The organism is Kitasatospora sp. NPDC088160, from assembly GCF_044741445.1.
Taxonomy (GTDB): domain Bacteria; phylum Actinomycetota; class Actinomycetes; order Streptomycetales; family Streptomycetaceae; genus Kitasatospora.
The window spans coordinates 544,362-567,919 of the sequence record NZ_JBIUSS010000001.1; the positions used below are offsets into that span (position 1 = coordinate 544,362).

General features: G+C 71.7%; 18 protein-coding genes and 1 riboswitch. Of the genes, 9 read left to right on the plus strand and 9 right to left on the minus strand.

Annotation, left to right across the window (positions count from 1 at the left end; genetic code table 11):
- Window positions 1-15: 15 nt before the first annotated feature.
- The 3 genes from ACIOGZ_RS02295 to ACIOGZ_RS02305 form a co-directional block, all read right to left on the minus strand.
- Window positions 16-339 carry a nuclear transport factor 2 family protein gene (locus ACIOGZ_RS02295; RefSeq protein ID WP_363377241.1) on the minus strand — a complete coding sequence of 108 codons (324 nt, stop codon included), beginning with the start codon at window positions 337-339 and terminating at the stop codon, window positions 16-18.
- 248 nt (window positions 340-587) lie between these two features.
- Window positions 588-2,111 carry an aldehyde dehydrogenase family protein gene (locus ACIOGZ_RS02300; protein ID WP_400984452.1) on the minus strand — a complete coding sequence of 508 codons (1,524 nt, stop codon included), beginning with the start codon at window positions 2,109-2,111 and terminating at the stop codon, window positions 588-590.
- Between the two features lie 270 nt (window positions 2,112-2,381).
- Window positions 2,382-3,329: a terpene cyclase gene (locus ACIOGZ_RS02305; protein WP_350875605.1), complete on the minus strand. Its 948-nt coding sequence runs from the start codon at window positions 3,327-3,329 to the stop codon at window positions 2,382-2,384.
- Between the two features lie 323 nt (window positions 3,330-3,652).
- On the opposite strand from ACIOGZ_RS02305, the gene ACIOGZ_RS02310 reads away from it, so the two are divergent.
- On the plus strand, window positions 3,653-6,664 hold the full coding sequence (locus ACIOGZ_RS02310; protein ID WP_363585887.1) for an AAA family ATPase: 3,012 nt from the start codon (window positions 3,653-3,655) through the stop codon (window positions 6,662-6,664).
- A gap of 181 nt (window positions 6,665-6,845) precedes the next feature.
- Window positions 6,846-7,910: an aldose epimerase family protein gene (locus ACIOGZ_RS02315; protein WP_363631500.1), complete on the plus strand. Its 1,065-nt coding sequence runs from the start codon at window positions 6,846-6,848 to the stop codon at window positions 7,908-7,910.
- On the opposite strand, the gene ACIOGZ_RS02320 is transcribed toward ACIOGZ_RS02315, so the two are convergent.
- Window positions 7,903-8,544 (minus strand): GNAT family N-acetyltransferase, encoded by a 642-nt coding sequence (locus tag ACIOGZ_RS02320; protein WP_363585889.1) that lies wholly within the window; start codon window positions 8,542-8,544, stop codon window positions 7,903-7,905. The genes ACIOGZ_RS02315 and ACIOGZ_RS02320 overlap by 8 nt on opposite strands.
- A 309-nt stretch (window positions 8,545-8,853) precedes the next feature.
- Between ACIOGZ_RS02320 and ACIOGZ_RS02325 the strand changes: the two genes are divergently transcribed.
- The 5 genes from ACIOGZ_RS02325 to ACIOGZ_RS02345 all read left to right on the plus strand — a co-directional run bounded on the left by ACIOGZ_RS02325 (window position 8,854) and on the right by ACIOGZ_RS02345 (window position 14,989).
- Window positions 8,854-10,131, plus strand: coding sequence for an extracellular solute-binding protein (locus ACIOGZ_RS02325; RefSeq protein ID WP_063350123.1), 1,278 nt, complete (start codon window positions 8,854-8,856; stop codon window positions 10,129-10,131).
- 109 nt (window positions 10,132-10,240) lie between these two features.
- Window positions 10,241-11,242 carry a sugar ABC transporter permease gene (locus tag ACIOGZ_RS02330; RefSeq protein ID WP_363585890.1) on the plus strand — a complete coding sequence of 334 codons (1,002 nt, stop codon included), beginning with the start codon at window positions 10,241-10,243 and terminating at the stop codon, window positions 11,240-11,242.
- 40 nt (window positions 11,243-11,282) lie between these two features.
- A complete protein-coding gene (locus ACIOGZ_RS02335; protein ID WP_363585891.1) occupies window positions 11,283-12,188 on the plus strand; it encodes a carbohydrate ABC transporter permease in 906 nt (301 codons plus the stop codon).
- Between the two features lie 37 nt (window positions 12,189-12,225).
- Complete coding sequence (locus ACIOGZ_RS02340) at window positions 12,226-13,944, plus strand: glycoside hydrolase family 13 protein (protein WP_400805257.1); 1,719 nt, start codon at window positions 12,226-12,228, stop codon at window positions 13,942-13,944.
- 25 nt (window positions 13,945-13,969) lie between these two features.
- The gene (locus tag ACIOGZ_RS02345) at window positions 13,970-14,989 is read left to right on the plus strand and encodes a LacI family DNA-binding transcriptional regulator (protein WP_400984456.1); all 1,020 of its coding nucleotides are present in this window, start codon (window positions 13,970-13,972) and stop codon (window positions 14,987-14,989) included.
- A 109-nt stretch (window positions 14,990-15,098) separates the two neighbouring features.
- Here ACIOGZ_RS02345 and ACIOGZ_RS02350 read toward each other — a convergent pair whose 3' ends face one another.
- Both ACIOGZ_RS02350 and ACIOGZ_RS02355 read right to left on the minus strand, forming a co-directional pair.
- Window positions 15,099-16,505 carry a transglycosylase family protein gene (locus ACIOGZ_RS02350; protein WP_400984459.1) on the minus strand — a complete coding sequence of 469 codons (1,407 nt, stop codon included), beginning with the start codon at window positions 16,503-16,505 and terminating at the stop codon, window positions 15,099-15,101.
- Window positions 16,492-16,652: riboswitch (cyclic di-AMP (ydaO/yuaA leader) on the minus strand. (Overlaps the previous gene by 14 nt.)
- 434 nt (window positions 16,653-17,086) lie before the next feature.
- On the minus strand, window positions 17,087-18,064 hold the full coding sequence (locus ACIOGZ_RS02355) for a hypothetical protein (RefSeq protein ID WP_400984462.1): 978 nt from the start codon (window positions 18,062-18,064) through the stop codon (window positions 17,087-17,089).
- Window positions 18,065-18,623: 559 nt separating this feature from the next.
- Here ACIOGZ_RS02355 and ACIOGZ_RS02360 point away from each other — a divergent pair.
- Complete coding sequence (locus ACIOGZ_RS02360; RefSeq protein WP_363585895.1) at window positions 18,624-18,887, plus strand: DUF397 domain-containing protein; 264 nt, start codon at window positions 18,624-18,626, stop codon at window positions 18,885-18,887.
- A 394-nt stretch (window positions 18,888-19,281) separates the two neighbouring features.
- On the opposite strand, the gene ACIOGZ_RS02365 is transcribed toward ACIOGZ_RS02360, so the two are convergent.
- A complete protein-coding gene (locus ACIOGZ_RS02365; protein ID WP_363585896.1) occupies window positions 19,282-19,803 on the minus strand; it encodes an ATP-binding protein in 522 nt (173 codons plus the stop codon).
- Between the two features lie 418 nt (window positions 19,804-20,221).
- On the opposite strand from ACIOGZ_RS02365, the gene ACIOGZ_RS02370 reads away from it, so the two are divergent.
- Entirely contained in the window at window positions 20,222-21,088 is an 867-nt protein-coding gene (locus ACIOGZ_RS02370) for a helix-turn-helix transcriptional regulator (protein WP_063350131.1), read from the plus strand.
- 77 nt (window positions 21,089-21,165) lie between these two features.
- On the opposite strand, the gene ACIOGZ_RS02375 is transcribed toward ACIOGZ_RS02370, so the two are convergent.
- Entirely contained in the window at window positions 21,166-21,744 is a 579-nt protein-coding gene (locus ACIOGZ_RS02375) for a TetR/AcrR family transcriptional regulator (RefSeq protein WP_244293512.1), read from the minus strand.
- Window positions 21,745-22,009: 265 nt separating this feature from the next.
- Window positions 22,010-23,524, minus strand: a complete 1,515-nt coding sequence (locus ACIOGZ_RS02380; RefSeq protein WP_363585897.1) for an MFS transporter — start codon at window positions 23,522-23,524, stop codon at window positions 22,010-22,012.
- Between the last annotated feature and the right edge of the window lie 34 nt (window positions 23,525-23,558).

Sequence of the window (23,558 nt, forward strand, 5' to 3'; positions counted from 1 at the left end):
CCCGGTCCCGAGCCGTCAGGCCTGGCCGGTCTCGAAGCGGGTGATCTTGGGGCCGGTGAGGGTGAAGCGCCAGGCGGTGCGCATCTCGCCCCAGGTGTCGTTGGTGAAGTTGGCGATCAGCGCGTGGCCGCCGTCCGATTCGGTCTGGACGTCCATCCGGCCGCGGACGGTGAAGATCTCCTTGTCGATCCACTGGGGCAGGTCGCGGTCGGAGCCGTCGTCGGACATGGTCGCGTCCGGGGTGAGGGTGGCCAGGAAGGCGTCGCGGTCGCCCGCGTTGACCGCGGCGACGAAGGCGCGCACGGTGGGGTCGGAGAGCTTGGCGGGGGAGATGGTCATCGGGACTCCCGGGGGTGAGGGACGGGGAGTCCTGTTTACGGCGTTCGCCGGGTGTGTTCGGGCATGTCGGCGGCGCGTCGAGAAAATCGCGCATTCATGTGCTTAGATCCCGAAATGGGCGTTTTGCCCTACGGAGGGTTGCGCAGCGTGGACGTCCCAGCGGGCGTTCGCGGTGCGGCCACGGGGAGTGGCGGCGGAGCGGGAGGCCGGGACCGGTCTCCCGCTCCGTGTTTCGTGAAGGCCGTGGCCTAGAAGAGGCCGACCGCGTCCGGGGAGTAGCTGACCAGCAGGTTCTTGGTCTGCTGGTAGTGCTCCAGCAGCGCCTTGTGGTTCTCCCGGCCGATGCCGGAGTTCTTGTAGCCGCCGAAGGCCGCGTGGGCGGGGTAGGCGTGGAAGCAGTTGGTCCACACCCGGCCGGCCTGGATGGCGCGCCCGGCGCGGTGGGCGGTGTTGAGGTCGCGGGTCCAGACGCCCGCGCCGAGCCCGTACTGGGTGTCGTTGGCGAGGCTGATCGCCTCGGCGAAGTCCTCGAAGCGGGTGACCGAGACGACCGGGCCGAAGATCTCCTCCTGGAAGACCCGCATGCTGTTGACGCCCTCGAACACCGTCGGCGCCACGTAGTACCCGCCGGCCAGGGCGCCGCCGAGGTCGGCCCGCTCGCCGCCGGCCAGCAGCTTGGCGCCCTCGGCCTGGCCGATCTCGAAGTAGGAGAGGACCTTCTTCAGCTGTTCGGCGCTGGCCTGCGCGCCGACCTGGGTCTCGGTGTCCAGCGGGTCGCCCTGGCGCATCGCGCGCACCCGCTCCAGACCGTCGGCGAGCAGCCGCTCGTAGACCGAGGACTGGATCAGCGCCCGGCTGGGGCAGGTGCACACCTCGCCCTGGTTGAGGGCGAACATCGCGAAGCCCTCGACCGCCTTGTCGTAGAAGGCGTCCGAGGCGTCGGCGACGTCCGCGAAGAACAGGTTGGGGCTCTTGCCGCCGAGTTCCAGCGAGACCGGGATCAGGTTGTCGCTGGCGTAGCGGGCGATCAGCCGGCCGGTGGTGGTCTCGCCGGTGAAGGCGATCTTGCGGATGCGGTTGCTGGAGGCCAGCGGGGCGCCGGCCTCCTCGCCGAAGCCGGTGACGATGTTGACCACGCCGGGCGGCAGCAGGTCGGCGGTCAGCTCGGCCCACAGCAGCACCGAGGCCGGGGTCTGCTCGGCGGGCTTGAGCACCACCGCGTTGCCGGCCGCGAGCGCCGGGGCGAGCTTCCAGACCGCCATCAGGATCGGGAAGTTCCACGGGATGATCTGGCCGACCACGCCCAGCGGCTCGTGGAAGTGGTACGCCACGGTGTCCTCGTCCAGCTGGGACAGGCCGCCCTCCTGGGCGCGCAGCGCGCCCGCGAAGTAGCGCAGGTGGTCGACCGCGAGCGGGAGGTCGGCGGCCAGCGTCTCGCGCACCGGCTTGCCGTTCTCCCAGCTCTCCGCGACGGCCAGCCGCTCCAGGTTCGCCTCCATCCGGTCGGCGATCCGCAGCAGCACCTGGGCCCGCTCGGCGGGCGGGGTGCGGCCCCAGCCGGGGGCGGCGGCGTGGGCCGCGTCCAGCGCGGCCTCGATGTCCTCGGCGGTGCCGCGGGCGACTTCGGTGAACACCTCGCCGGTGACCGGGGTCGGGTCGCCGAAGTACTCGCCGCGCGCCGGCGGGGTCCAGCCGCCGCCGATCCAGTGCTCGTACCGGGAGCGGTAGGCGACGATGCTGCCGGGCGTGCCGGGGGGCTGGTAGACCGTCATGCTCTGGTGTCTCCTCGCGACGTCGGGCGCCGCCCGGACCGGGTGGCGGGGGCGGCGCGCCGGGCCGCGCCCGGCGCGGGGGCGGCCCGGCGGGAGGGTGCGGACACGCAATTCGGGGCGGAGGCCCGCCGGGGCGTCCGCCGTCGAGCACGATAGCCGCCCGGCGCGGGGCGCGGCTACGGTCCGTGCGCCCGGCCCGTACGGAGGGTGCGCGTTCCGGCCGTCGCGCGGGGGCGCGCACCGTGTCTCCGCGCTCCGGTCGGGACGGTGTCAGACCGCGTGGTAGCGGCCGGTGCGGGACTCCCAGTACAGGTAGCCGGCGAGCCAGGTGACCAGCCCGTCCGCGTACCGCTGGGCGATCGTCCGTTCGACTCGGGAGAGGCCCAACTCCCGGTAGACGTCCGGCAGTCGGCCGTGCAGGTCCCGGCAGCGCTCGACCATCAGCTGCGCCTCCTCCAGCACCACCGCGCAGGCCTCCTCGGCCGAGCAGCGGCGCTCGCGTTGGACGATCATCACCAGGTTGTTGACGTCGCCGCGCGGGGCTTCCAGCGGGAACGACCGGACGTCGTTGCTGAGCGAGGGGATGTCGGCGGCCAGCTGGCGCAGTTGACGCAGCACCGGGTGGTGCAGGACGGCGGCGGGGACCTCGAACTGGCCGAGGCGTTCGACCATGTCGAAGATGGTCTCCATCGCCGCGGTGCCTCGTCTGAGCACCAGGTAGCCGTCGCGGTCGGGTGGCCGGGTGGAGATGCGGCCGGCGGCCTCGGCGGGGTGACTGGCCAGGTACCACTCCCAGTTGTACGCGGCGCGGGCCTGCCAACGGGCGGGCATGCCGCGCACGCTGCGGTCCCAGAGGTCGGCGAAGGCGGTCTCGACCGGCGAGTCCTGGTCGGGGCGGGCGCCGTGCAGGACGGCGATCAGCCGCTCGCAGATGGGGGCGACCTCCGTCGGGCGGCGGCCGAGCGGGCCGTCGAACTGGTCGTCGAAGAGGAAGTAGAAGCCCATCAGGTCGGCGGCGAGGGAGAGTTCGTCCGGGCCGGTGTCGGGGTAGCCGAGGGCGGCGAGGTCGACCACCTCCCAGTGGGCGTACCCGGGGTGGTCGACGTCGGGGAGCAGCGGGTGGCGGACCAGCCAGTCACGGTGCAGTGCGGTGGCCTGCGGGCCGTGCGGGCTGCGGCGGTGCGGGAACGGAATCTGAAGTGAGGTGTCGTCAGACATCGGACTCCCGGTGCGGCGAAGGGTGGGGGCACTAGTGGTTCGAACGCTCGGTGTGGGGGGAGTTGACGCGGCGAGGCTTCCGGGGAGAGGGTGGTAGCGAAAGATCATCTTCGCCTCGCGGGCCGTAGGGTATCTGATGTAATGATCGGACGTTAGGGGTATAGGGCAATTGCCCTTGGCAAGGCGTCCGAACCCTCACCGTCCGCCCCAGCCTGCGCGAATGCCCCACAGTGAGTGCCACGCAGCGCTAACCTCGGCTCCACGGGCAGTGATGCGAGCAGCGACACGGGCTGTGACGCGAGTGGCGAGGCGGAGGCACGACGGTGACCGAGCAGGACAACGAACTTCGGACGGGATCAGGTTCCGGCCGGGACGGCGACAGCACCTCGCCGAGGGTCAGGCTGCGCGACCGCGACGCCGAACTGCGCTCCGTCGAAACGGCCGTCGACAAACTCTGCTGCGAATTCGCGGCCGGCGGCACCGAGATCGGCGAACTGCTCGCCTTCTCCGGCCGCCCCGGCATCGGCAAGACCAGCCTGCTGCACGAGGTCCGACGGGTCGCCAAACTCCGCGACCGCGCCACCGTGTTGTTCGCCCGCGGCGGCGAACGCCAGTTCAACGAGCCCTACCACGTGCTGCGCCAGCTCCTCCAACCCCTCCTCACCAGCCTGGAGCCCGACGAGTTCCGCCAGGTCATGGGCACCTGGGAGGAGGTCGTCGGACCGGCCATGGGCCTCAAGCGGCCCAAGGCCGGCGCCCGCCGCCTCGACCCCCAGGGCGTGCGCGACGGCCTCGACTACGTCCTCACCCAACTCGCGCCGCGCCGGGCCCCGCTGGTCATGATCGTCGACGACCTGCACTGGGGCGACCACGAGTCGCTCTCCTGGCTCACCCAGTTCGCCGTCCGCTCCCGCGAACTGCCCGTCCTGCTCGTCTTCGCCTTCCGCGAGGACGAGAACGACTGGCCGACCGAGATCCAGCAGCACCGCAAGGCCGTCCTCGGCCTCGCCACCAGCAAGCACGAGCTCAACCGGCTCTCGCTGGTCTCCGTCACCGACATGATCCGCGCCGAACTCGGCGACAAGGCCGAGGACGCCTTCTGCTACGAGTTCTGGAACGTCGTCAACGGCAACCCCTTCGAAGCCGTCGCCCTGCTCGACCAGGTCCGCGACCAGGACCTCGAACCGGTCGAGGAGAACTCCCAACAACTGCGCGAACTCGCCGTCGACGCCACCGGAATGACCCTCAAGAGCTGGATCGACCGGCTCGGCTCCGGCACCCTGCGCTTCGCCTGGGCCTGCGCGATGCTCGGCACCGACATCCGGGTCGACCTCGCCACCCGGATCTGCGCCCAGACCACCGAGGGCGCCCGCGACGCCATCAAGCAGCTGCGCAAGCAGCGCGTGCTCACCCAGACCCCCAACGGCAACCTGGAGTTCGTCCACCCGCTGATCGGCAGCTCGATCTACAACACCATGCCGGAGGCCACCCGCACCGGCATGCACGGCGTCGCCGCCGCCGAGATCGAGAACGCCGGACTCGGCCTGCTCGCCGCCTCCCGCCACCTCGTCGAGACCTTCTCCGGCGAGGGCGACGACAAGACCGTCCGCAAACTGCGCCGGGCCGCCGTCGAACACCTGCTGATCGGCGCCCCCGAAGCCGCCCAGCGCTGCCTGCACCGGGCCCTCAACGAACCCCCGGCCGACGACATCCGCGCCGAGGTCCTGTACGAACTGGGCTGCTCCGCGCTGCTCACCGACCCCGTCGCCACCGTCAACCAGCTCAAGCTCGCCCTCGACCCCGACGAGGGGCCGCTGCGCCCCGAACTGCGGGTCGACGCCACCTTCCGGCTCTCCGAGGTGCTCGCACACAGCGGCGAACTGCGCCAGGCCGCGGTGGTCTGCCAGGACGAGGCCGAGCAGACCGCCGACCCGGCCGGCCGACTCCGGCTCCAGGCCGCCTCGTTCATGTGGCACGCCTTCCGCAAGTCCGAGGACGACGGGCCCGGCCGCTCCACCCGGCTCGGCCTCATGTGCGACGGCCTCAGCACCCGCGACGCCGCCGACCGGGCCGTCCTCGCGATGCGCGCCTGGGACCTCACCCTGCGCGGCGCCCCCTCCGCCGAGGCGCTGACCTACGCCGACTCGGTCCTCGACGCAGGCCGACTGCCCAAGGGACTCGGCTGGACCAACAGCACCTGGGGCTTCGAACTGCCCTCCATGCTCGGCCTCACCTACACCTACAACGACCGCATCGCCCAGGCCGAGCGGCTGTTCGCGGACGCCATCATCCAGTTCGAGGTGGCCGGGTGGAGCGGTGCCCACCGGGGCTTCGCGTACTTCCTGATGGGCCTCGCCCGCTTCCGCCGCGGCCTGCTCGCCGAGGCCGAGGACTTCCTGCGCCGCGCGCTGCGACTGTCCGAGCGGATCGGCCCCAAGCTGCCGCTCGCCTGGGACGCCGTCGGCGTCCTGGTGGACACCCTGCTCGCCCGCGGCCGGACCGAGGAGGCCTGGGAACTCGCCGTCAAGTTCGGCTTCCACCCGCCGTACCACGCGACCGCGATGGTGCTGCCCGACGCGCCCTCGCTGTACGGCAAGCTGCTGATCGCCAAGAAGCGCTACGCCGGGGCGGCCGCCGCACTCACCGAGGCCGGCGCCCAACTGGAGGCCCGCGGCTGGCACAACACCGTATGGGCGCCCTGGGCCGGCCACCTCGCCATCGCGATCGCGGCCGACGAGCCCGACCGGGCCCGCGAGTACGCCCACAAGGCCGTCCAGGACGCCCGTACCTTCGGCACCGCCTCGGCGATCGGCACCGCGCTGCGGCTGAACGCCCAGATCGAGGACGGCCAGCAGGCGGTCGAACTGCTGGAGCAGGCCGTGATGTACCTCGGCCAGTCGCCGGCCGGGTACGAGCACGCCGTCGCGCTGGTCGACCTCGGCGCCGCGCTGCGCCGGGTCGGGCGGCTGGAGGACGCGCAGGAGTACCTGTACCAGGGCATCGAACTGGCCCAGCACTGCTCGGCCGAGGGGCTGGTCGACCAGGCGCGGCGGGAGCTGGCCAACTACGGCCTGCGGCCCAACCGGCTGGGGCTGCGCGACTTCCGGGAGACGCTCAGCCAGCCCGAGTGGGAGGTCGCCAACCTCGCGGTGCAGGGCGTGCCGCCGCAGCGCATCGCCGACGAGCTCGGCGTGCACCTCAGCCTGGTCAACCGTCGACTGGCCGCGGTCTACCGCAAGGCGGGCAGCGGGCCGGACGGCCTGGCCTCCGCCCTCGGGCTGCCGACGCAGCCGCGCGGGGCCACCCGGCCGGGGGCGGAGCCCGAGGAGGAGTAGCCGTGGCGGCCCGGGCGCGTGGGCGGCGGGCGCCCGGGCGGCGCGCGGAGGCACGGGAGCGCTCCCGGGGCGGTCGCCGTCGCTAGGCTGACGCAGACGTGGGGGTCGCCGCGGCGACCCCCTGGACGGACCCGGAACCGGGGCGGTCACGGCACCCGCGACCGCCAGTGAGGAGCAGGCCATGGCGAGCGAGGCCACCAGCGTGCGGCACGAACCCCTCGACCCCTCGGGCGCGGGCGCCGCGATCGAGCGCTGGACGCTCTCCGCCGGCCCGTACGAGGCGAGCGTGCTCACCCTCGGCGCCACCCTGCACACCCTCACCGGCCCGGACCGCGCCGGGCGCCCCGCCCAACTGCTGCTCTCCACCGACCAGCTGACGCAGATCCTCGGCCCGGCCCGGCACTACGGCACCGTGGTCGGCCGGTACGCCAACCGGATCGACGGCTCCAGGATCACCATCGACGGCGAGGAGCACCCGCTCGCCCCGACCGGCGGCGGCATCACCATCCACGGCGGGCCGGACGGCTTCGCGCAGCGGATCTGGGAGGCCGACGGGATCGAGGGCGGGGTGCGGCTGCGGCTGCACAGCCCGGACGGCGACCAGGGCTTCCCCGGTGCGCTGGACGTCACCGTCTCCTACACCCTGGACCCGGCCGGCGAGCTGGTGATCGCCTACCGCGCCGCCACCAGCAAGCCGACCGTGGTCAACCTGACCAACCACGCGTACTTCAACCTTGCGGGTGAAGGGAACGGCGACGTCCTCGGCCACCTGCTCACCCTCGACGCCGACGCCTACACCCCGGCCGACGAGCGGCAGATCCCGTACGGGCGGACCGAACCGGTGGCCGGCACGCCGTTCGACTTCACGGTGGCCACGCCGATCGGCAAGTCGGTGCACGACGACCACCCGCAGCTGGCCGGGCCCGGCGGCTACGACCACAACTGGGTGCTCCGGGCCCGGCCGGCCGACGGCGGCCCGGCCCGGGCGGCGCTGCTGGAGGACCCGGTCAGCGGGCGCACCCTGGAGGTGCTGACCACCGAGCCGGGCGTCCAGGTCTACACGGCCAACAAGTTCCAGGGCGCGGTCACCGGCGCGAGCGGCGTCCCGTACGGGCCGTTCGCCGGGATCGCGCTGGAGACCCAGCACTTCCCGGACTCCCCGAACCACCCGGCGTTCCCGAGCACCGTGCTGCGGCCGGGGGAGGAGTTCCGCTCGACGACCGTGCTGCGGCTGGGCGTCAGCTGAGCGCTCCGGGCGCGTCCGGGGTGAGGTCCCGCTGGGGGTCCTGCCGGGGGTCCCGTGCGAGGTCCCGGCGCATGCAGAGCCGGGGCCAGCGGTCGAGACCGTGCTCGGCCTCCTTGCGGCGGATCTCCCGCAGGCCCGGGGTGAGCTCGTGGTCGGCGAGCGGGCGGAAGCCGCAGCGGGCGTAGTAGGGGGCGTTCCAGGGGACGTCGGCGAAAGTGGTGAGGGTGAGCGCGGGGGCGTCGGTGCCGGCCGCGAGGTGTTCGATCAGTGCCCGGCCGATGCCCCGGCGGGCGTGGTCGGGGTGGACCGACACCTGTTCGATGTGCAGGGCGCCGTCCACCGGCTCGGCGAGCAGGTAGCCGGCGATCGGACCGGGACCGGGCTGCTGGGGCAGGTCGGTCCCGTGGGGCAGGTCGGCCGCGTCGGGCAGGTCGGTCCCGTGGGGCAGGTCGGTCGCGTCGGGGACGGCGACCAGGGCGACGCCCGCGTCCAGGTAGTGGGCCAGCTCGTGCGGGGCCGGTGGTTCGTCGTCGGCGATCTCCGGCATGCCGATCGCGGCGAAGGGGGCCCCGGCGGCCCGCTCCAGTTCGCACAGCAGCGGTAGTTCGTCCCTCATGGCGGCTCTGATACGCATGCGTTCAGTCTGCTGCAAGCGGTTTTCGGCCAGGGATGGTGGTGCTCTCGGCCATCCGGTACCGGATCGAAACGGGTGAACCCGGACATTTGGTCGCACTGTCAACTACCGTGCGGCTACGTCCAGGACACGTGGGCGTAACGATCGCCGTTTCTTGCAGAAACTTGCTGCAAGGACTTTCCGTCGCTATTGCACCGCTGTTAACTTCCTTCCGAGCCCGACGGCAGCAACGGTGCAGTCGGCACGAGGCAGCCATTATGCGCCTGTCTCCGAAGATCTCGGGCACCCCCACCCTCCCAAGGAGTTCTCATGCGGCGTGGCATCGCGGCCTCTGCCCTCGTTGTGGCCCTCGCGGTCTCGATGGCTGCCTGTGGCAGCAGCGGCTCCAGCTCAAACGGCAAGGCCGACGGGCCGGTCACCCTCACCTACTGGGACACCTCGAACGCCACCAACGAGGCGCCGAACTACCAGGAGCTGGTCAAGAAGTTCGAGGCCGCCAACCCGAACGTCAAGGTCGACTTCGTCAACGTCCCGTTCGACCAGGCGCAGAACAAGCTCCAGACCGCCATGGGGGCCAAGGGTGCTCCGGACGTGTTCCGCTCCGAGGTCGGCTGGACCGCCGCCTTCGCCAAGGCCGGCTACCTGGAGCCGCTCGACGGCACCCCGGCCGTCGCCGACACCTCCGCCTTCCAGCCCAGCCTGATCCAGCAGGCCAAGTTCGACGGCAAGCTGTACGGCGTGCCGCTGGTCACCGACACCCTGGGCCTGCTCTACAACAAGGAGCTGTTCGCCAAGGCCGGCATCACCGACGCCCCCAAGACCTGGGACGAGCTGAAGACCGACGCCGCCGCGCTCAAGGACAAGGCCGGTGTCGACGGCTTCTGGCTGAAGGCCGCGGACGGCTACTACGCGATGCCGTTCCTGTTCGGCGAGGGCACCGACACCGTCGACGCCGCCGGCAAGAAGATCACCGTCACCTCGCCGGAGGCCGTCAAGGCCATCGAGACCTACAAGACGATGTTCACCGCGCCCGGCATGGCCAAGGCCGACGTCACCACCGACGCCTACGCGCACATGATGGACGCCTTCAACAACGGCAAGGTCGCGGCCATCGTCCAGGGCCCGTGGGAGATCACCAACATCTACAAGGGCGCCGCGTTCGCCGACAAGAACAACCTCGGCATCGCGCCCGTCCCGGCGGGCTCCAGCGGCAAGTCCGGTGCGCCCACCGGCGGGCACAACATCTCCGTCTACGCCGGTGCCGACCAGGCCCACAAGGCCGCCGCCGAGAAGTTCGCCGCCTTCATGACCTCGGCGGAGAGCCAGGCGTTCATCGCGCAGAAGAACTCCACCCTGCCGACCCGCTCCGACGCCTTCACCGCCGACGTCAAGGCCGACCCCGGCATCGCCGGCTTCCAGGCCGTCCTCGGCAGCGCCAAGCCGCGCCCCGAACTGCCCGAGTACAGCTCGCTGTTCTCCTCGCTCGGCACCAACCTGGGCAAGGCCGTCCAGGGCACCGGCACCCAGGACGCGCTGAACACCGTCGCCACCGACTACGCCAAGCTGCTGCCGGGCTTCGCCAAGTAGTCGCCGTCGGCCGTCCGGGCCGCCGCCGCTCTCGCGGCGGCGGCCACCCGGCGGGCCCGGCGGCCGGACCCGCTCTCCCCGAGACTTCCCCCCGAGAAGGTGTCAATCGATGTCAGTCGCCGTGCAGGGCGCCACCGGCAAGGGCAGCCCGGAGCGCGAGCAGCGTCCGGGCCTGCTGGAACGCGTCAAGCGCTCCTACGCCAAGCACTGGTACGCCTACGCGATGATCGCCCCCGTGGTGCTGGTCCTCGGTGCGCTGGTGCTCTACCCGCTGGTCCAGGGCCTCTGGCTCACCCTGACCGACGCCAACAGCCTCAACGTCGCCCGCAAGATCGGCGTCAACGAGATCCCGGCCAGCTACAACTTCGTCGGCTTCCACAACTACGCCGACATCCTGTGGGGCCCCGGCTCGTACGACCGCTTCTGGTCCCACTTCGTCTGGACCATCGCCTGGACGGCCATCTGCGTCCTCCTGCACTACACCCTCGGCCTGGGCCTCGCCCTGCTGCTCAACAAGAAGCTGCGCGGCCGCGCCGTCTACCGGATGCTGCTCATCCTGCCCTGGGCCGTGCCGACCTTCGTCACCGTCTTCTCCTGGCGACTGATGCTGTCCGACGGCGGTGTCGTCAACAGCATGCTCTCCTTCCTCCACCTGCCCGAACCCGGTTGGCTCACCGACCCGTGGGCGCAGAAGTCCGCCGCGATCCTGGTCAACACCTGGGCCGGCGTGCCGTTCATGATGATCTCGCTGCTCGGCGGCCTGCAGTCGATCCCGGCCGAGCTGTACGAGGCCGCCGAGATGGACGGCGCCACGCCGTGGCAGCGCTTCCGGTACGTCACCCTGCCCGGGCTGCGGGCCGTCTCCTCCACCGTCGTCCTGCTCGGCGTGATCTGGACGTTCAACCAGTTCAACGTCATCTTCCTGCTCTTCGGCACCGGTGCGCCCGACGCCCAACTGCTGGTCACCTGGGCCTACCGGCTCGGCTTCGGCCAGATCCCCCGGGACTACGCGCAGTCCGCCGCCTACGGCGTGATCCTGCTGTCCATCCTGATCGTCTTCACCGCCTTCTACCGGCGCTGGCTCGCCCGCAACGAGCAGGCCAACGGCTGAGGCCCCGGACCCAGTTGACCCACGAAGGCAGGTACCCCCGATGAGCACCACCACCGAACTCCCCACCCCCGCGACGACCGTGGCCCCGGCCGCCCGGCCGGCCAAGGTCCGCCGGCGCGGTGAGAGCAGCCTGCTGGCCAGGGCGCTGTCCCACGGCACCCTGATCGTGGCCGGCCTGATCGCGCTGTTCCCGGTGGCGTGGATCCTCTTCGTCTCGCTCGGCCCGGACAAGACCGACTACCTCCACCCCGGCGCGATCCTCGACAAGCTCACGCTGTCGAACTACCACCACGTGCTGTTCGACACGGACTTCTTCACCTGGTTCGGCAACGCCCTGCTGGTCTCCGGCGTCACCACCGTGTTCGGCGTCCTGGTCGCCGCCACCACCGGCTACGCCGTCTCCCGGATGCGCTTCCCCGGCCACCGGCCGCTGATGTGGTCGCTGCTGGTCACCCAGATGTTCCCGATCGCGGTGCTGATCGTGCCGATGTACACGATGCTCTCCGACCTCGGCCTGCTGGACAGCTACCTGGGCCTGATCCTGGTCTACTCGACCACCACCGTGCCGTACTGCGCGTGGCTGCTGAAGGGCTACTTCGACACCATCCCGGTGGAGATCGACGAGGCCGGCCGGGTCGACGGGCTCAGCCCGTTCGGCACCTTCTGGCGGCTGGTGCTGCCGCTCGCCCGCCCGGGCCTGGCGGTGGCCGCCTTCTACTCCTTCCTCACGTACTGGGCCGAGGTGCCGTTCGCCTCCACCTTCATGCTCAGCTCCGACAAGTACACGCTGGCCGTGGGCCTGCAGACCTTCGTCAGCGAGCACGACGCCCAGTGGAACCTGATGGCCGCGACCGCCGTGCTGATCGCGATCCCGTCGGCAGCCTTCTTCTACCTGGTGCAGCGCCACCTGGTCACCGGTCTGACCGCCGGTGCCTCCAAGTCGTAACGCTCCTCGCTCCTCTAGTCCCCAAGGGATACCGTCCATGACCCAGAACCTGGCCGACACCTCCCGGCCTGCCGCCGACGCCGCCGCCCACGAGGCGGTCACCCCGGCTCCTGCGACTGGCGGCGCGTCCAGAGGCTGGTGGCGGGACGCGGTCATCTACCAGGTGTACCCGCGCAGCTTCGCCGACTCCAACGGCGACGGCATGGGTGACCTGCCCGGCATCCGCAGCCGCCTGCCGTACCTGCGCGACCTCGGCGTGGACGCGGTCTGGCTGTCGCCGTTCTACGCCTCGCCGCAGGCGGACGCGGGCTACGACGTCGCCGACTACCGCGCCGTGGACCCGATGTTCGGCAGCCTGCTGGACGCTGACGCGCTCATCCGGGACGCCCACCAGCTGGGGCTGCGGATCATCGTCGACCTCGTCCCGAACCACTCCTCGGACCAGCACGAGTGGTTCCAGCGCGCCCTGCGCGAGGGCCCCGAGTCCCCGCTGCGCGAGCGGTACCACTTCCGCCCCGGCAAGGGCGAGAACGGCGAACTGCCGCCCAACGACTGGGAGTCCATCTTCGGCGGCCCGGCCTGGACCCGCAGCGAGAACCCGGACGGCACCCCCGGCGACTGGTACCTGCACCTGTTCGCCCCCGAGCAGCCCGACTTCAACTGGGAGAACCGGGCCGTCGCCGACGAGTTCCGCTCGATCCTGCGGTTCTGGCTCGACATGGGTGTCGACGGCTTCCGCATCGACGTCGCCCACGGCCTGGTGAAGGCCCCCGGCCTGCCCGACCTCGGCGGCTCCGACCAGCTCAAGCTGCTCGGCAACGACGTCATGCCGTTCTTCGACCAGGACGGCGTGCACGAGATCTACCGCAGCTGGCGCAAGATCCTCGACGAGTACCCGGGCCAGCGGATCGGCGTCGCCGAGGCCTGGACCCCGACCGTCCAGCGCACCGCCAACTACGTGCGCCCCGATGAGCTGCACCAGGCCTTCAACTTCCAGTACCTGGGCACCGGTTGGGACGCCGCCGCGCTGCGCGAGGTGATCGACGTCTCGCTCGACTCGATGCGCCCGGTCGACGCCCCGACCACCTGGGTGCTGTCCAACCACGACGTCACCCGGCACGCCACCCGCTTCGCCAACCCGCCCGGCCTCGGCACCCAGATCCGCACGCCCGGCGACCGCGAGCTCGGCCTGCGCCGCGCCCGCGCCGCCACCCTGCTGATGCTCGCGCTGCCCGGCTCCGCGTACATCTACCAGGGCGAGGAACTCGGTCTGCCGGACGTCACCGACCTGCCGGACGAGGTCCGCCAGGACCCGTCGTTCTTCCGCAAGGCCGGGCAGGACGGCTACCGCGACGGCTGCCGCGTCCCGATCCCGTGGTCCGGCACCGAGGCCCCGTACGGCTTCGGCCCGGTCGCCGGCGGGCCGTCCTGGCTGCCGCAGCCGGCCGAGTGGGCCGAGCTGAGCGTCGAGGCGCAGACCGGCGACCCGGCGTCCACCCTGGAGCTGTACCGCAGCGCGCTCGCCGTCCGCCGCTCCCAGGACGACCTCGGCGCCGGGACGGCCGTGGAGTGGCTGGAGGGCCCCGAGGGGACCCTGACGTTCCGCCGCGGCTCCTTCGTCTGCACCGTCAACGCCACGGACGAGCCGGTCCGGATAGCGGCGCCCGGAAAGCTGCTGCTCTCCTCGGTGGAGCTGGTGGTCGACGGCAGCGAGACGGTGCTCGCGCCGGACAGCACCGGCTGGTGGGCGGTCTGACGTGGTTGCAATAGGCTCTGGGACCGTGACTACGGCGCGACTCTCAGACATCGCGGCGCAGGCGGGGGTCAGCGAAGCCACCGTCTCCCGCGTACTCAACGGCAAGGCGAACGTCTCCGCCGCCACCCGGCAGACCGTGCTGGCGGCGCTCGACGTGCTCGGCTACGAGCGGCCGACCCGACTGCGCCAGCGCAGCGCCGGCCTGATCGGGCTGATCACGCCGGAGCTGAGCAACCCGATCTTCCCCGCACTGGCCCAGGTGATCGAGCAGGTGCTCAGCCGGCACGGGTACACCCCGGTGCTGTGCACCCAGACACCGGGCGGGTCCACCGAGGACGAACTGGTCGAGATGCTGGTCGACCGGGGCGTGGCGGGCATCGTCTTCGTCTCCGGGCTGCACGCCGACTCCACCGCCGACCTCGACCGCTACGCCCGGCTGACCGGGCGAGGGGTGCCGTTCGTGCTGATCAACGGCTACAGCGAGCGGATCGACGCGCCGTTCATCTCGCCGGACGACCGGGCCGCGATGTGGATGGCCGTCCAGCACCTGGCCGAACTCGGGCACGAGCGGATCGGGCTGGCGGTCGGGCAGCGGCGGTACGTGCCGGTGCTGCGCAAGATCGAGGGCTTCACGGCGGCGATGCGCGAGGTGCTGGGACGGAGCCAGGAGGAGGCCGAGGAACTCGTCCACCACACGCTGTTCAGCGTGGAGGGCGGGCACGCGGCGGCCGGCGCGCTGCTGGACAAGGGCTGCACGGCGATCGTCTGCGGCAGCGACATGATGGCGCTCGGGGCGATCCGGGCGGTGCGGCAGCGTGGGCTGTCGGTGCCGCACGACGTCTCGGTGGTCGGCTTCGACGACTCGCCGCTGATCGCCTTCACCGAGCCGCCGCTGACCACGATCCGCCAGCCGGTCGAGGCGATGGCGACCGCGGCGGTGGACGCGCTGCTGGAGGAGGTCGGCGGAAACGCCGTCCAGCGCGGGGAGTTCATGTTCCAGCCGGAGCTGGTCATGCGTGGGTCCACGGGGGCCTGCGCGCGCTGAGGACGGTCAACGGACGGGCCCCGGAGAGCAGTTGCTCTCCGGGGTCCGTTGTGTGCCGCCCGGGTGCCGGGTCAGCCGTCAGTTGTCGGCTGTCACCCGTCGGTCGTGCTCAGACCCGGCCGGCGAAGTCCGGCGCCCAGTTGGCGACGGTCTGCAGGCGCACGCCCGAGCTCGGGTTGGCGGCCTCGACGTACTGGCCGCCGCCGATGTAGATCGCGACGTGGTAGACGCCGGAGTTCTGGCCGTTGTTGGACCAGAACAGCAGGTCGCCCGCCTGCAGGCTGTCCAGCGAGACGCGGGTGCTGGCGGCGGCCTGGTCGGCGGCGACGCGCGGGACGGAGACGCCCGCGGCGCGCAGCGCGGCCTGGGTCAGGCCGGAGCAGTCCCAGCCGCCGTTGCCGGTACCGCCGTAGACGTACGCCTGGCCGACCTTCGACTGGGCGAAGGAGACCGCGGCGGCCATGCTGCCGGTGGCGGCCGGGGTCTGAGCCGGGGTCTGAGCCTGGGCGGCCGGCTTGGAGGCCGGCTTGGAGGCCGGCTTGGTGGCCGGGGCCTGGGGCTGGGCGGCCGGCTTGGCGCTCGCGACAGCGCCGTTGGAGGTCTGGCCGGACTTCTGCGAGCGGTCGAACCAGGTGAAGTCCGAGCCGGACGTGGCCGACGAGCCGGAGCCGGACCGGTCGGCCTGAGCCGACTGCTGGGCCTGGCCGCCGTCCTTGAACGAGAGGCGCTGGCCCGGGTAGATGGAGTCCGGGCCCTCGGTCAGGGTGCCGCGGTTGAGTTCGTACAGCCGCTGCCAGCCGCCCTGGAGGTTGTGCTTGTCGGCGATCGAGGACAGCCAGTCGCCGGAGGCGACGGTGTAGTCGTCGGCCTGGGGCTGGGCGCTGTTCCGGGCCTGGCTCTGGCCCTTCTGGGCCGAGGTGCCGTTGGTGGAGTCGGCGGGGGCCTGCGCCTGGTCCTGGGCCGGTGCGGCCGGCTTGGCGGGCTTCGCGGCCGGGGCCGGGGTCTGGGTCTGCGCGGGCTTGGCGGCCGGGGCGGCCGGCTTCGCGGCGGGCTTGGTGGCGGTCGAACCGGCAGCCGAGCCGGTGGTCGAGCCGGCCGAGGTGTCGACGGCGGCCGGGGTGCCGCCCTTGGTCAGGCCGGCCTGGACCGAGCACACCGGCCAGGCGCCGGGGCCCTGCGAGGCGAGGACCTTCTCGGCGACGGCGATCTGCTGGTCCTTGGTGGCCTGGTTGGCCTGGGGGGCGTAGGCGGTGCCGCCGAAGGCGGCCCAGGTGCTGGAGGTGAACTGCAGGCCGCCGTAGAAGCCGTTGCCGGTGTTGATGCTCCAGTTGCCGGTGCTCTCGCACTGGGCGACCTTGTCCCAGGTGGCGACGGAGGCGGCGGAGGCGGTGCCGGAGGTGAGGCAGGGGATGGTGAGGCCGACGCCCGCGACGCCGACGGCGGCGATCACGCGTCGGGTACGACTGGACAGACGGGTGCCGTTGGTGGGCAGCATGAAGACGCAGTCCTCTCCCACGCCTGCGAGGTGAGCTGTCGGATTCGGGCTGGAGTTGCCCGGCCGCGCTGTGGGCGCGGCTTCACCCCTAGCCCTGGATCGTTCCGGGGAACGGTCCGGGGCGACTTACCTGTGGGTCCCCCGCTCCTGCCGTGGTGCGTTTTCGCGCTGCCAGGACATCCGACGGCAGGACTCGGCGTCGCGGATGAACTGGGTTCGTGTGGCCACGAACGGGGAGCACGTTAAGCAGACTTAAGTTCAAACTGCAAACACCTGTGACGCGCATCACGGTTTGGCGAGAACGGTCGTTCCCCTCACTTGTCATGATCGGAAATGACCGATTTCCGGCAACGCTGCGAAGGGTGCGCGCAACTGTCTGCGTTTCAGGAGGCGGGTGACGGTGGGTCGGGTCGCCCGGGGGCCTGCCCGCCGGGAGAGCGGCGTGTCCGCACTGTGGCCGTCGGGGGGTGCGTCGAGCGATGGTGAACAAATGCGGATAGAACGGACATCACACCTATTCGTCCTTTAACTCCCTTACGGGACAAGCGGGAAGGGCCCGGAACGGCTACGTTCCGGGCCCTTCACACGTGCGGTGACCGCTACTACTGGCCGGCCGACTCCTCGGCGGCGGCGTGAGCGGCGTGAGCGGCGCGACCACCCCGGCCGGAGTGGTCGGCGTGGGTGCCCTCGGCGGCCTCCGCCGCCTCGGCCTCGGCCTGCGCCAGGGCCTCGGGGGAGGGCGCCGGCAGCGCGGCCAGGTAGGTGGAGGCGATCAGCTGGCCGACCGTCGGGTAGGCGCCCAGCGGCGCCGCGGACGGGCAGCCGGTCTCCTCGGCGGCCGTGGCGAGCAGCTCGGAGTCGGCCTCCGGCCCGATCACCAGCGGGGCCAGCGCCGGGCGCTGGGAGCCGGTCTCCTTGAGGTGGTTGACGGCCGCGGCGACCGAGCCCGGCACGTCGAGCGCGGCGGGCACGACCGGGACGGCCAGCCGGGCCGCCAGCAGGACACCGGTGATGCCGGCAGCGGCAGCGGCCTCCTCGCCGCCGACGGTGGTCAGCACGACGCCGTCCGCGGCGGTCGCGATGGCGAACAGCCGGGCCCGGTCGGCACGCGCCAGGCCGGCCTCGGACAGGCGCACGTGCACGGCCTCGGCGAGCAGCGGGTGCGGGCCGAGCACGTCGGTGACGGGGGCTCCGTACTCGGCGGCGAGGGCGTGGAGTTCGGTCAGGAATCCGTGCGGGCCGGGTACCAGCGGCACCAGGACCGGCGCGGGCAGGCCGGCCTCGGCGGCCATGGCCAGCAGTTCGGCGACGGTGCGGTCGTCGCTGTCGGCGCCCTGGGCGGCTTCGCCCGGGAGGTAGCCGACGGCGGTCTGGATGTCGCCCTGCTCGCTGCGGACGATCGACAGCAGCTCCTCGACGACCGAGCGGGACTCGGGCCCGGCGGTCGCGGGCACGGCGAGCACCAGGGCCGGGGATCCGGCCGGGATCTCGGGGCGCTCGGGGCGGCGGTGGCGCCCCCGCGCACGGGAGCCTGGAGTGCGGACGGGCAGTGGCGCGCCCGGGATGGCTGCGGTGCTCATGCCGGAGATCGTAGGACATCGGCCCGTCAGGCCTGCATTCGGCTGCCGTTCGAGTTTCACGTGGTCATGGCGGGTGCGCCGCGCTCCCGTCGTGTCCGTCCGGGCGGTTTGCCCGCAATCCGGACATATCTCACCCAGCCTTCGAGCGATCACCGCTGGTTGCCCTGACGTGTCCGACGGGGCGTCGAGTTGCTTCTGTGGCGCGTGAGATGTCTCACAGCCGGGAGGTCGCCTGACGGAGGGTCACGAAGGCGCGACTCCGGGCGTCTGAAGATCAACATTCAGCGGGGAATCGCTCACGGCCGGTTATCGAGAATCTGGCGATTCACTCGGCTATGTCCGTTTACGTACCGTCAGGAGAAGGGTCCGTGAAGAGTTCAGAACTGCCGGTGAAAGGCCTCGTGCACCTGCAATGTCCCGTGCTGATGCACGTGCACAGCAGCTATCATCGCGTCAAGTGAGGCGTTGTGCCGGGCCGGTACGGGGCCGGTCCGTTCGTTCGGCGGGTGCCGGGAGCGCCGCGCTGGACGACCACTCCGGAGCTCTTCGGGAGATTTCTATGCACGACTCGCAGGACACGTACGGCTCGTACGACACCTACAACGGGATGGCGGCCGCCGACCTCAAGGGGGTTGTCTGGCAGAAGAGCCTGCACAGCAACTCCCAGGGGAACTGCGTCGAGTTCGCGGCCCTGCCGGGGGGCGATGTGGCGATGCGCAACTCGCGCTTCCCGGAAGGTCCGGCGCTCATCTACACCCGGGCCGAGATCGCCGCCCTGCTGCTGGGGGCCAAGGACGGGGAGTTCGACCACCTGGCGGTCTGACCGGCCGCCGTCCTGCCATCGGGGGGCCGTCGTGGGTGCTGACACCGCGACGGCCTTTGTCTTGTCCGGGGCCGGTCCGGGGCCACATGACGGGCGCTCTCGTGGCGGGCGCTCTCGTGGCGGCCGTTCTCGCGGCCGACCGCGCGCAGGTGTGGCGGGTGGTCCCGCGCACGGCTGGGGGCCCGGACGTGGACGGGAGTCGGGCCGCCGGGGTGCCCGGCCGTCGGTCCGGCCGGCTCGTCCGGGAGACAGGCCCGGGAATCGTCGCGGGAATCGCCCTGAGGGCTGGGCCGGAGCCCGTGGCGCACCTGTGCCAGGCCCGTCGATCCGCTCCGCGGAGCCCGGGGTGCGGTCCTCCCGGGGCCTCCCTCGGCCGGCCGCGCGCCGCCTGGCGCTAGGCCGAGCGCCGGTGCCGTCCACCGAGTTCGGAACCGGTGGCCGGCTCCGCCTCGAACAGGGCCCAGACCACCTTGCCGCTGCCCAGCGGGTGCCAACCCCAGGAGCGGCTGAAGGACTCCACCAGGTGCAGTCCGCGGCCGGACTCGGCGACGAAGTCCGCCTCCCGGGCGACCGGGCCGATGCAGCTCGGGTCGCTCACCGCGCAGACCACCTGGGGGGAGCGGTGGACCAGGCTTATTCGGATCGGCAGCCGGCCCTCAGGGGTCGGCTGTATGGGAAAGTCGTACTCGCCCTGGACGCCACCCGCAGGGTCGGGCCGTGCGCCGATCGCATGCCGCAGTGCGTTGGTCACCAGCTCCGAGGCCACCAGCGCGACGTCGTCGAACAGCTCCATCAGGCCCCAGCGCTGAAGAGAGGTTCTGGCGAAGTCGCGCGCGGTTCTGACGGCTTCGAAGCGAGGAGCGAGCGTACAGGTGACCACATGGGGGTCAACCGCCAAAGCCGTACCGGTGCTCATGAAGAGCTCCTCCCATAAGGGGGCGGACACGGCTGGACCCGCCGGGGTCATGCCGGTCACCTCCGACTCGCTCGGCCGCTCGGCCGCCCCCTCGACCAGCGCGCGCGCACACGAACCCCCGGTGGCGCGGGGGAACGCTGCCGGGTCGGTGCACGGAGTCGCGCGTGGGGTCGACGCGGAGCCCGCGGGAATGCCAGGGATGTGCAGGTGCACGTGCACCATGGTGGTGTGCGCTCACTGCAGATGCAAGAGTCGATTCACGTGCAGTCGCACTATTGGCATATGCAAGCGCCGGATGCACGTGCATCCTGGTGTGTGGAGTGTGGAACTGATAGGAACATCCGTCAGTATCGGCACCGTGAGCGCTCAACTGATGGCAGACTGTGCGCTGTTTGCCCTAGGTGGAGGTTTCGACCGCATGACCACAGTTCAGCCGGGCGGCGGCTCGATGGTCCGCCGGATCCTCCTCGGTTCTCAGCTGCGTCGCCTGCGTGAGACGCGCGGCATCACGCGCGAGGACGCCGGCTACGCGATCAGGGCCTCGGAGTCCAAGATCAGCCGCATGGAACTCGGCCGCGTCAGCTTCAAGGAGCGCGACGTCGCCGACCTGCTCAGCCTCTACGGCGTGGACGACGGCCTGGAGCGGGAGGCACTGCTCGGGCTGGTCCGCGAGGCCAACAAGTCCGGCTGGTGGCACAGCTTCAACGACGTGCTGCCGGGCTGGTTCCAGACCTACGTCGGCCTGGAGGAGGCCGCCCAGCTGATCCGCACCTACGAGGTGCAGTTCATCCCCGGACTGCTGCAGTCCGAGGAGTACGCACGGGCGGTTTTCGGCCAGAGTCGGCCGGTCGTCAGCGAGGAGGAGATCGAGCGGCGGGTCAGCCTCCGCCTGCGTCGCCAGAAGCTGCTGACCGAGGGCGCCAGCCCGCGACTGTGGGCCGTGATCGACGAGGCCGCGCTGCGCCGCCCCGTCGGCGGGCCCAAGGTGATGCGCGGCCAGGTGCAGTACCTGATCGACGTCGCCGAGCAGGCCAACGTCGTGATCCAGGTGATGCCGTTCCGATTCGGCGCGCACGCGGGGGAGTCCGGGGCGTTCACGATCCTGCGCTTCCCTGAACAGGACCTCGCGGACGTCGTCTACCTGGAGCAGCTCACCAGCGCGCTGTACCTCGACAAGCGGGACGACGTCGACGCGTACATCCAGGTCATGGAGCGGCTCTGCGTGGACAGCCTCACGCCGGAGCGGACCGTGGACCTGCTGGCGTCGATCCTCAAGGAGCGCTGAGAGGAACTCCCGGCAGAGCGTACGGGTCCGGCTCCCGCGATCGGTCGCCCGGACACCGAGCCGCCGTCCACCCGCCGTCAGCCGCGGGCCGGCGGCCGTTCGCGTTCCGGCGGCAGTGCCTGCGGCGGGGTGCCCAGTTCCCAGGGCAGGTCGTAGCGGCGGAACAGGTCGGCCCGGATCAGTGCCAGCGGGAGTTCGGCGCCCGGCAGCAGCACCCCGATGCAGCCGCCCATCAGCGCGCTGCGCAGCACCGCGTGCTCGGCGGCCGGGTCCGGTGCGCCCCAGTCGAGCAGCAGGCCTTGGAGGATCGCGCCGAGCTGCTGCTGCTCCGGGTCCTGGACGAAGGCGCCGGAGTCCGGGTCCAGGATCAGCGCGAGGTGCGAGCGCATCACCCGCGGATGCTCCAGGGCGAGGGTGAGGACCGCGTCGATCGCGCGGGCCAGCCGGGCCGCCGGCGTGGCGTCCGGGGTCAGCTCGGCGAGCGCGCCGGAGAGCGACTGGTGCATCATCCGGTGCGTCGCCGACTGCATCAGCAGCCGTTTCCCGTCGAAGTAGTAGGAGAGCAGCCCGCGCGCGAGCCCGGCCCGCTCGGCGATGTCGGTCAGTGTGGTGCCCGCGTATCCGTGCCGGTCGACCAGTTCGACGGTGGCTCGCATGATGCGCAGACGGGAGCGTTGCCGCATCTCCTCATTGACCGAATCCCCGCGAGGTGCCATCGTGTCTGCTCCGAACGTTCGTTGGCTCCGGGCCAATATACTGGCGGAGCCGGTAGTCGCACCGTGAAACCGCGCACCGGTGGGCGCCGCTCGGGCGCCCGGTACAGAAGACGGCCGGCTCCACCAAAACGGGGGTTTGGTGGAGCCGGCGCCATTGTCCGACGGCGGGGGCCGGGGGGCCGGCCCCCCGGGCGGCGGTCGACGGTCAGCGGTTGGTCAGGACTTCGGTCCGCGCCGTGCTCGACCCGACCGGGGGGTAATCGTAGTCCCGCACCGGCGCGGGAGCTGACGTCCGCCGCCGGTCGACCAGGGCGCCCACCGCGGCGATCAGCAGGCCGAACAGCGCGACCGCCGTGACGAACACCAGGGCCGGCCGGTAGCCGTCCAGCTGCGCCTGCGGGCTGTCGCCGCCGGCACTGCCGGCGGCGATCATCGCGGTCGCGCCGGCCAGGACCACCGCGGTGCCGACCTGGATCGCGGTGTTGACCAGGCCGGAGGCCAGACCCTGCTCCTCGTCGCCCACGCCGTCGGTGGCGGCGATGTTCACCGAGGGGAAGGCCAGCGCGAAGCCCACGCCGAGCAGCAGCATCGAGGGCAGGACCAGACCCAGGTACGAGCTGTGCTCGTCCAGCCGCAGGAACAGTGCGAACGCGCCGACCAGGGCCAGCAGGCCGATCGGCAGCAGCCTGCCGGTGCCGAAGCGGTCCACGATCGGGCCCATGAACGGTGCCGAGAGCGCGATGAACGCGCCGGCCGGCAGCAGCCCGAGGGCCATCTGCAGCGCCGACCAGCCCAGCAGGTGCTGCAGGTAGAGCGTGACGACGAACTGGAACCCGCCGTACGCGCCGGCCATGGCGAAGGCGATCACGTTGGCCCGGGCGACCGAGCCGTTGCGGAAGATGCCGAGTCGGACCAGCGGGTGGGCGGTGCGGCTCTCCACCAGCAGGAAGGCGGCGGCCAGTGCGGCGACCACGACCAGCGAGCCGACGGTGCGCAGGCTCAGCCAGCCGACGCCCTGCGCCTCGGTGACGGTGAACACCAGCAGCAGCACGGTCGCGGTGCCGGTGATCGCACCCAGCACGTCGTAGCCGCCCTTGGCGCGCTCCTCGGCGGGGCGGGGGAGCAGCCGGACCGCGAAGAGCAGGGCGAGCAGTGCGACCGGAACGGGCATCAGGAACGTCCAGCGCCAGCCGACCGAGGTGAGCAGCCCGCTGAGCACCAGGCCGAGCGAGAAGCCACTGGCGCCGCAGGTGGTGTAGATCGACAGCGCCCGGTTGCGGGCGGGGCCCTGGGCGAAGGTCGTGGTGATGATCGACAGGCCGGCGGGGGCGGTGAAGGCGGCGCTGACGCCCTTGAGGAAGCGGGCGGCGATCAGCAGCCCGCCGTCGTCGACCAGGCCGCCGAGCAGCGAGGCGGCGGCGAAGACGCCCAGGGCGACCAGGAAGACCCGGCGGCGGCCGAGCAGGTCGGCGGCGCGGCCGCCGAGCAGCAGCAGGCCGCCGTAGCCGAGCACGTAGCCGGAGACCACCCATTGCAGGGCGGAGGTGGAGAGGTGCAGCTCGGAGCCGATGGACGGGAGGGCGACGCCGACCATGGAGACGTCCAGGGCGTCCAGGAACATGGCGGCGCAGAGCACGATCAGGGTGCCCCAGAGGCGGGGTGTCCAGCTCAGCCCGCTGGTTGACGGGGCGTCGGGTGACGTGGCGGTCGCGGTGGTCATGGGGAGGACAGTACATGCACGTGCATTCAATGCA

Bases quoted from the DNA above. Each gene is read 5' to 3' on its own strand.
- ACIOGZ_RS02295 (WP_363377241.1), bottom strand. From the start codon at position 339: ATGACCATCTCCCCCGCCAAGCTCTCCGACCCCACCGTGCGCGCCTTC.
- ACIOGZ_RS02300 (WP_400984452.1), bottom strand. From the start codon at position 2,111: ATGACGGTCTACCAGCCCCCCGGCACGCCCGGCAGCATCGTCGCCTAC.
- ACIOGZ_RS02305 (WP_350875605.1), bottom strand. From the start codon at position 3,329: ATGTCTGACGACACCTCACTTCAGATTCCGTTCCCGCACCGCCGCAGC.
- ACIOGZ_RS02315 (WP_363631500.1), top strand. From the start codon at position 6,846: ATGGCGAGCGAGGCCACCAGCGTGCGGCACGAACCCCTCGACCCCTCG.
- ACIOGZ_RS02320 (WP_363585889.1), bottom strand. From the start codon at position 8,544: ATGCGTATCAGAGCCGCCATGAGGGACGAACTACCGCTGCTGTGCGAA.
- ACIOGZ_RS02325 (WP_063350123.1), top strand. From the start codon at position 8,854: ATGCGGCGTGGCATCGCGGCCTCTGCCCTCGTTGTGGCCCTCGCGGTC.
- ACIOGZ_RS02330 (WP_363585890.1), top strand. From the start codon at position 10,241: ATGTCAGTCGCCGTGCAGGGCGCCACCGGCAAGGGCAGCCCGGAGCGC.
- ACIOGZ_RS02335 (WP_363585891.1), top strand. From the start codon at position 11,283: ATGAGCACCACCACCGAACTCCCCACCCCCGCGACGACCGTGGCCCCG.
- ACIOGZ_RS02340 (WP_400805257.1), top strand. From the start codon at position 12,226: ATGACCCAGAACCTGGCCGACACCTCCCGGCCTGCCGCCGACGCCGCC.
- ACIOGZ_RS02355 (WP_400984462.1), bottom strand. From the start codon at position 18,064: ATGAGCACCGCAGCCATCCCGGGCGCGCCACTGCCCGTCCGCACTCCA.
- ACIOGZ_RS02360 (WP_363585895.1), top strand. From the start codon at position 18,624: ATGCACGACTCGCAGGACACGTACGGCTCGTACGACACCTACAACGGG.
- ACIOGZ_RS02365 (WP_363585896.1), bottom strand. From the start codon at position 19,803: ATGAGCACCGGTACGGCTTTGGCGGTTGACCCCCATGTGGTCACCTGT.
- ACIOGZ_RS02370 (WP_063350131.1), top strand. From the start codon at position 20,222: ATGACCACAGTTCAGCCGGGCGGCGGCTCGATGGTCCGCCGGATCCTC.
- ACIOGZ_RS02375 (WP_244293512.1), bottom strand. From the start codon at position 21,744: ATGCGAGCCACCGTCGAACTGGTCGACCGGCACGGATACGCGGGCACC.
- ACIOGZ_RS02380 (WP_363585897.1), bottom strand. From the start codon at position 23,524: ATGACCACCGCGACCGCCACGTCACCCGACGCCCCGTCAACCAGCGGG.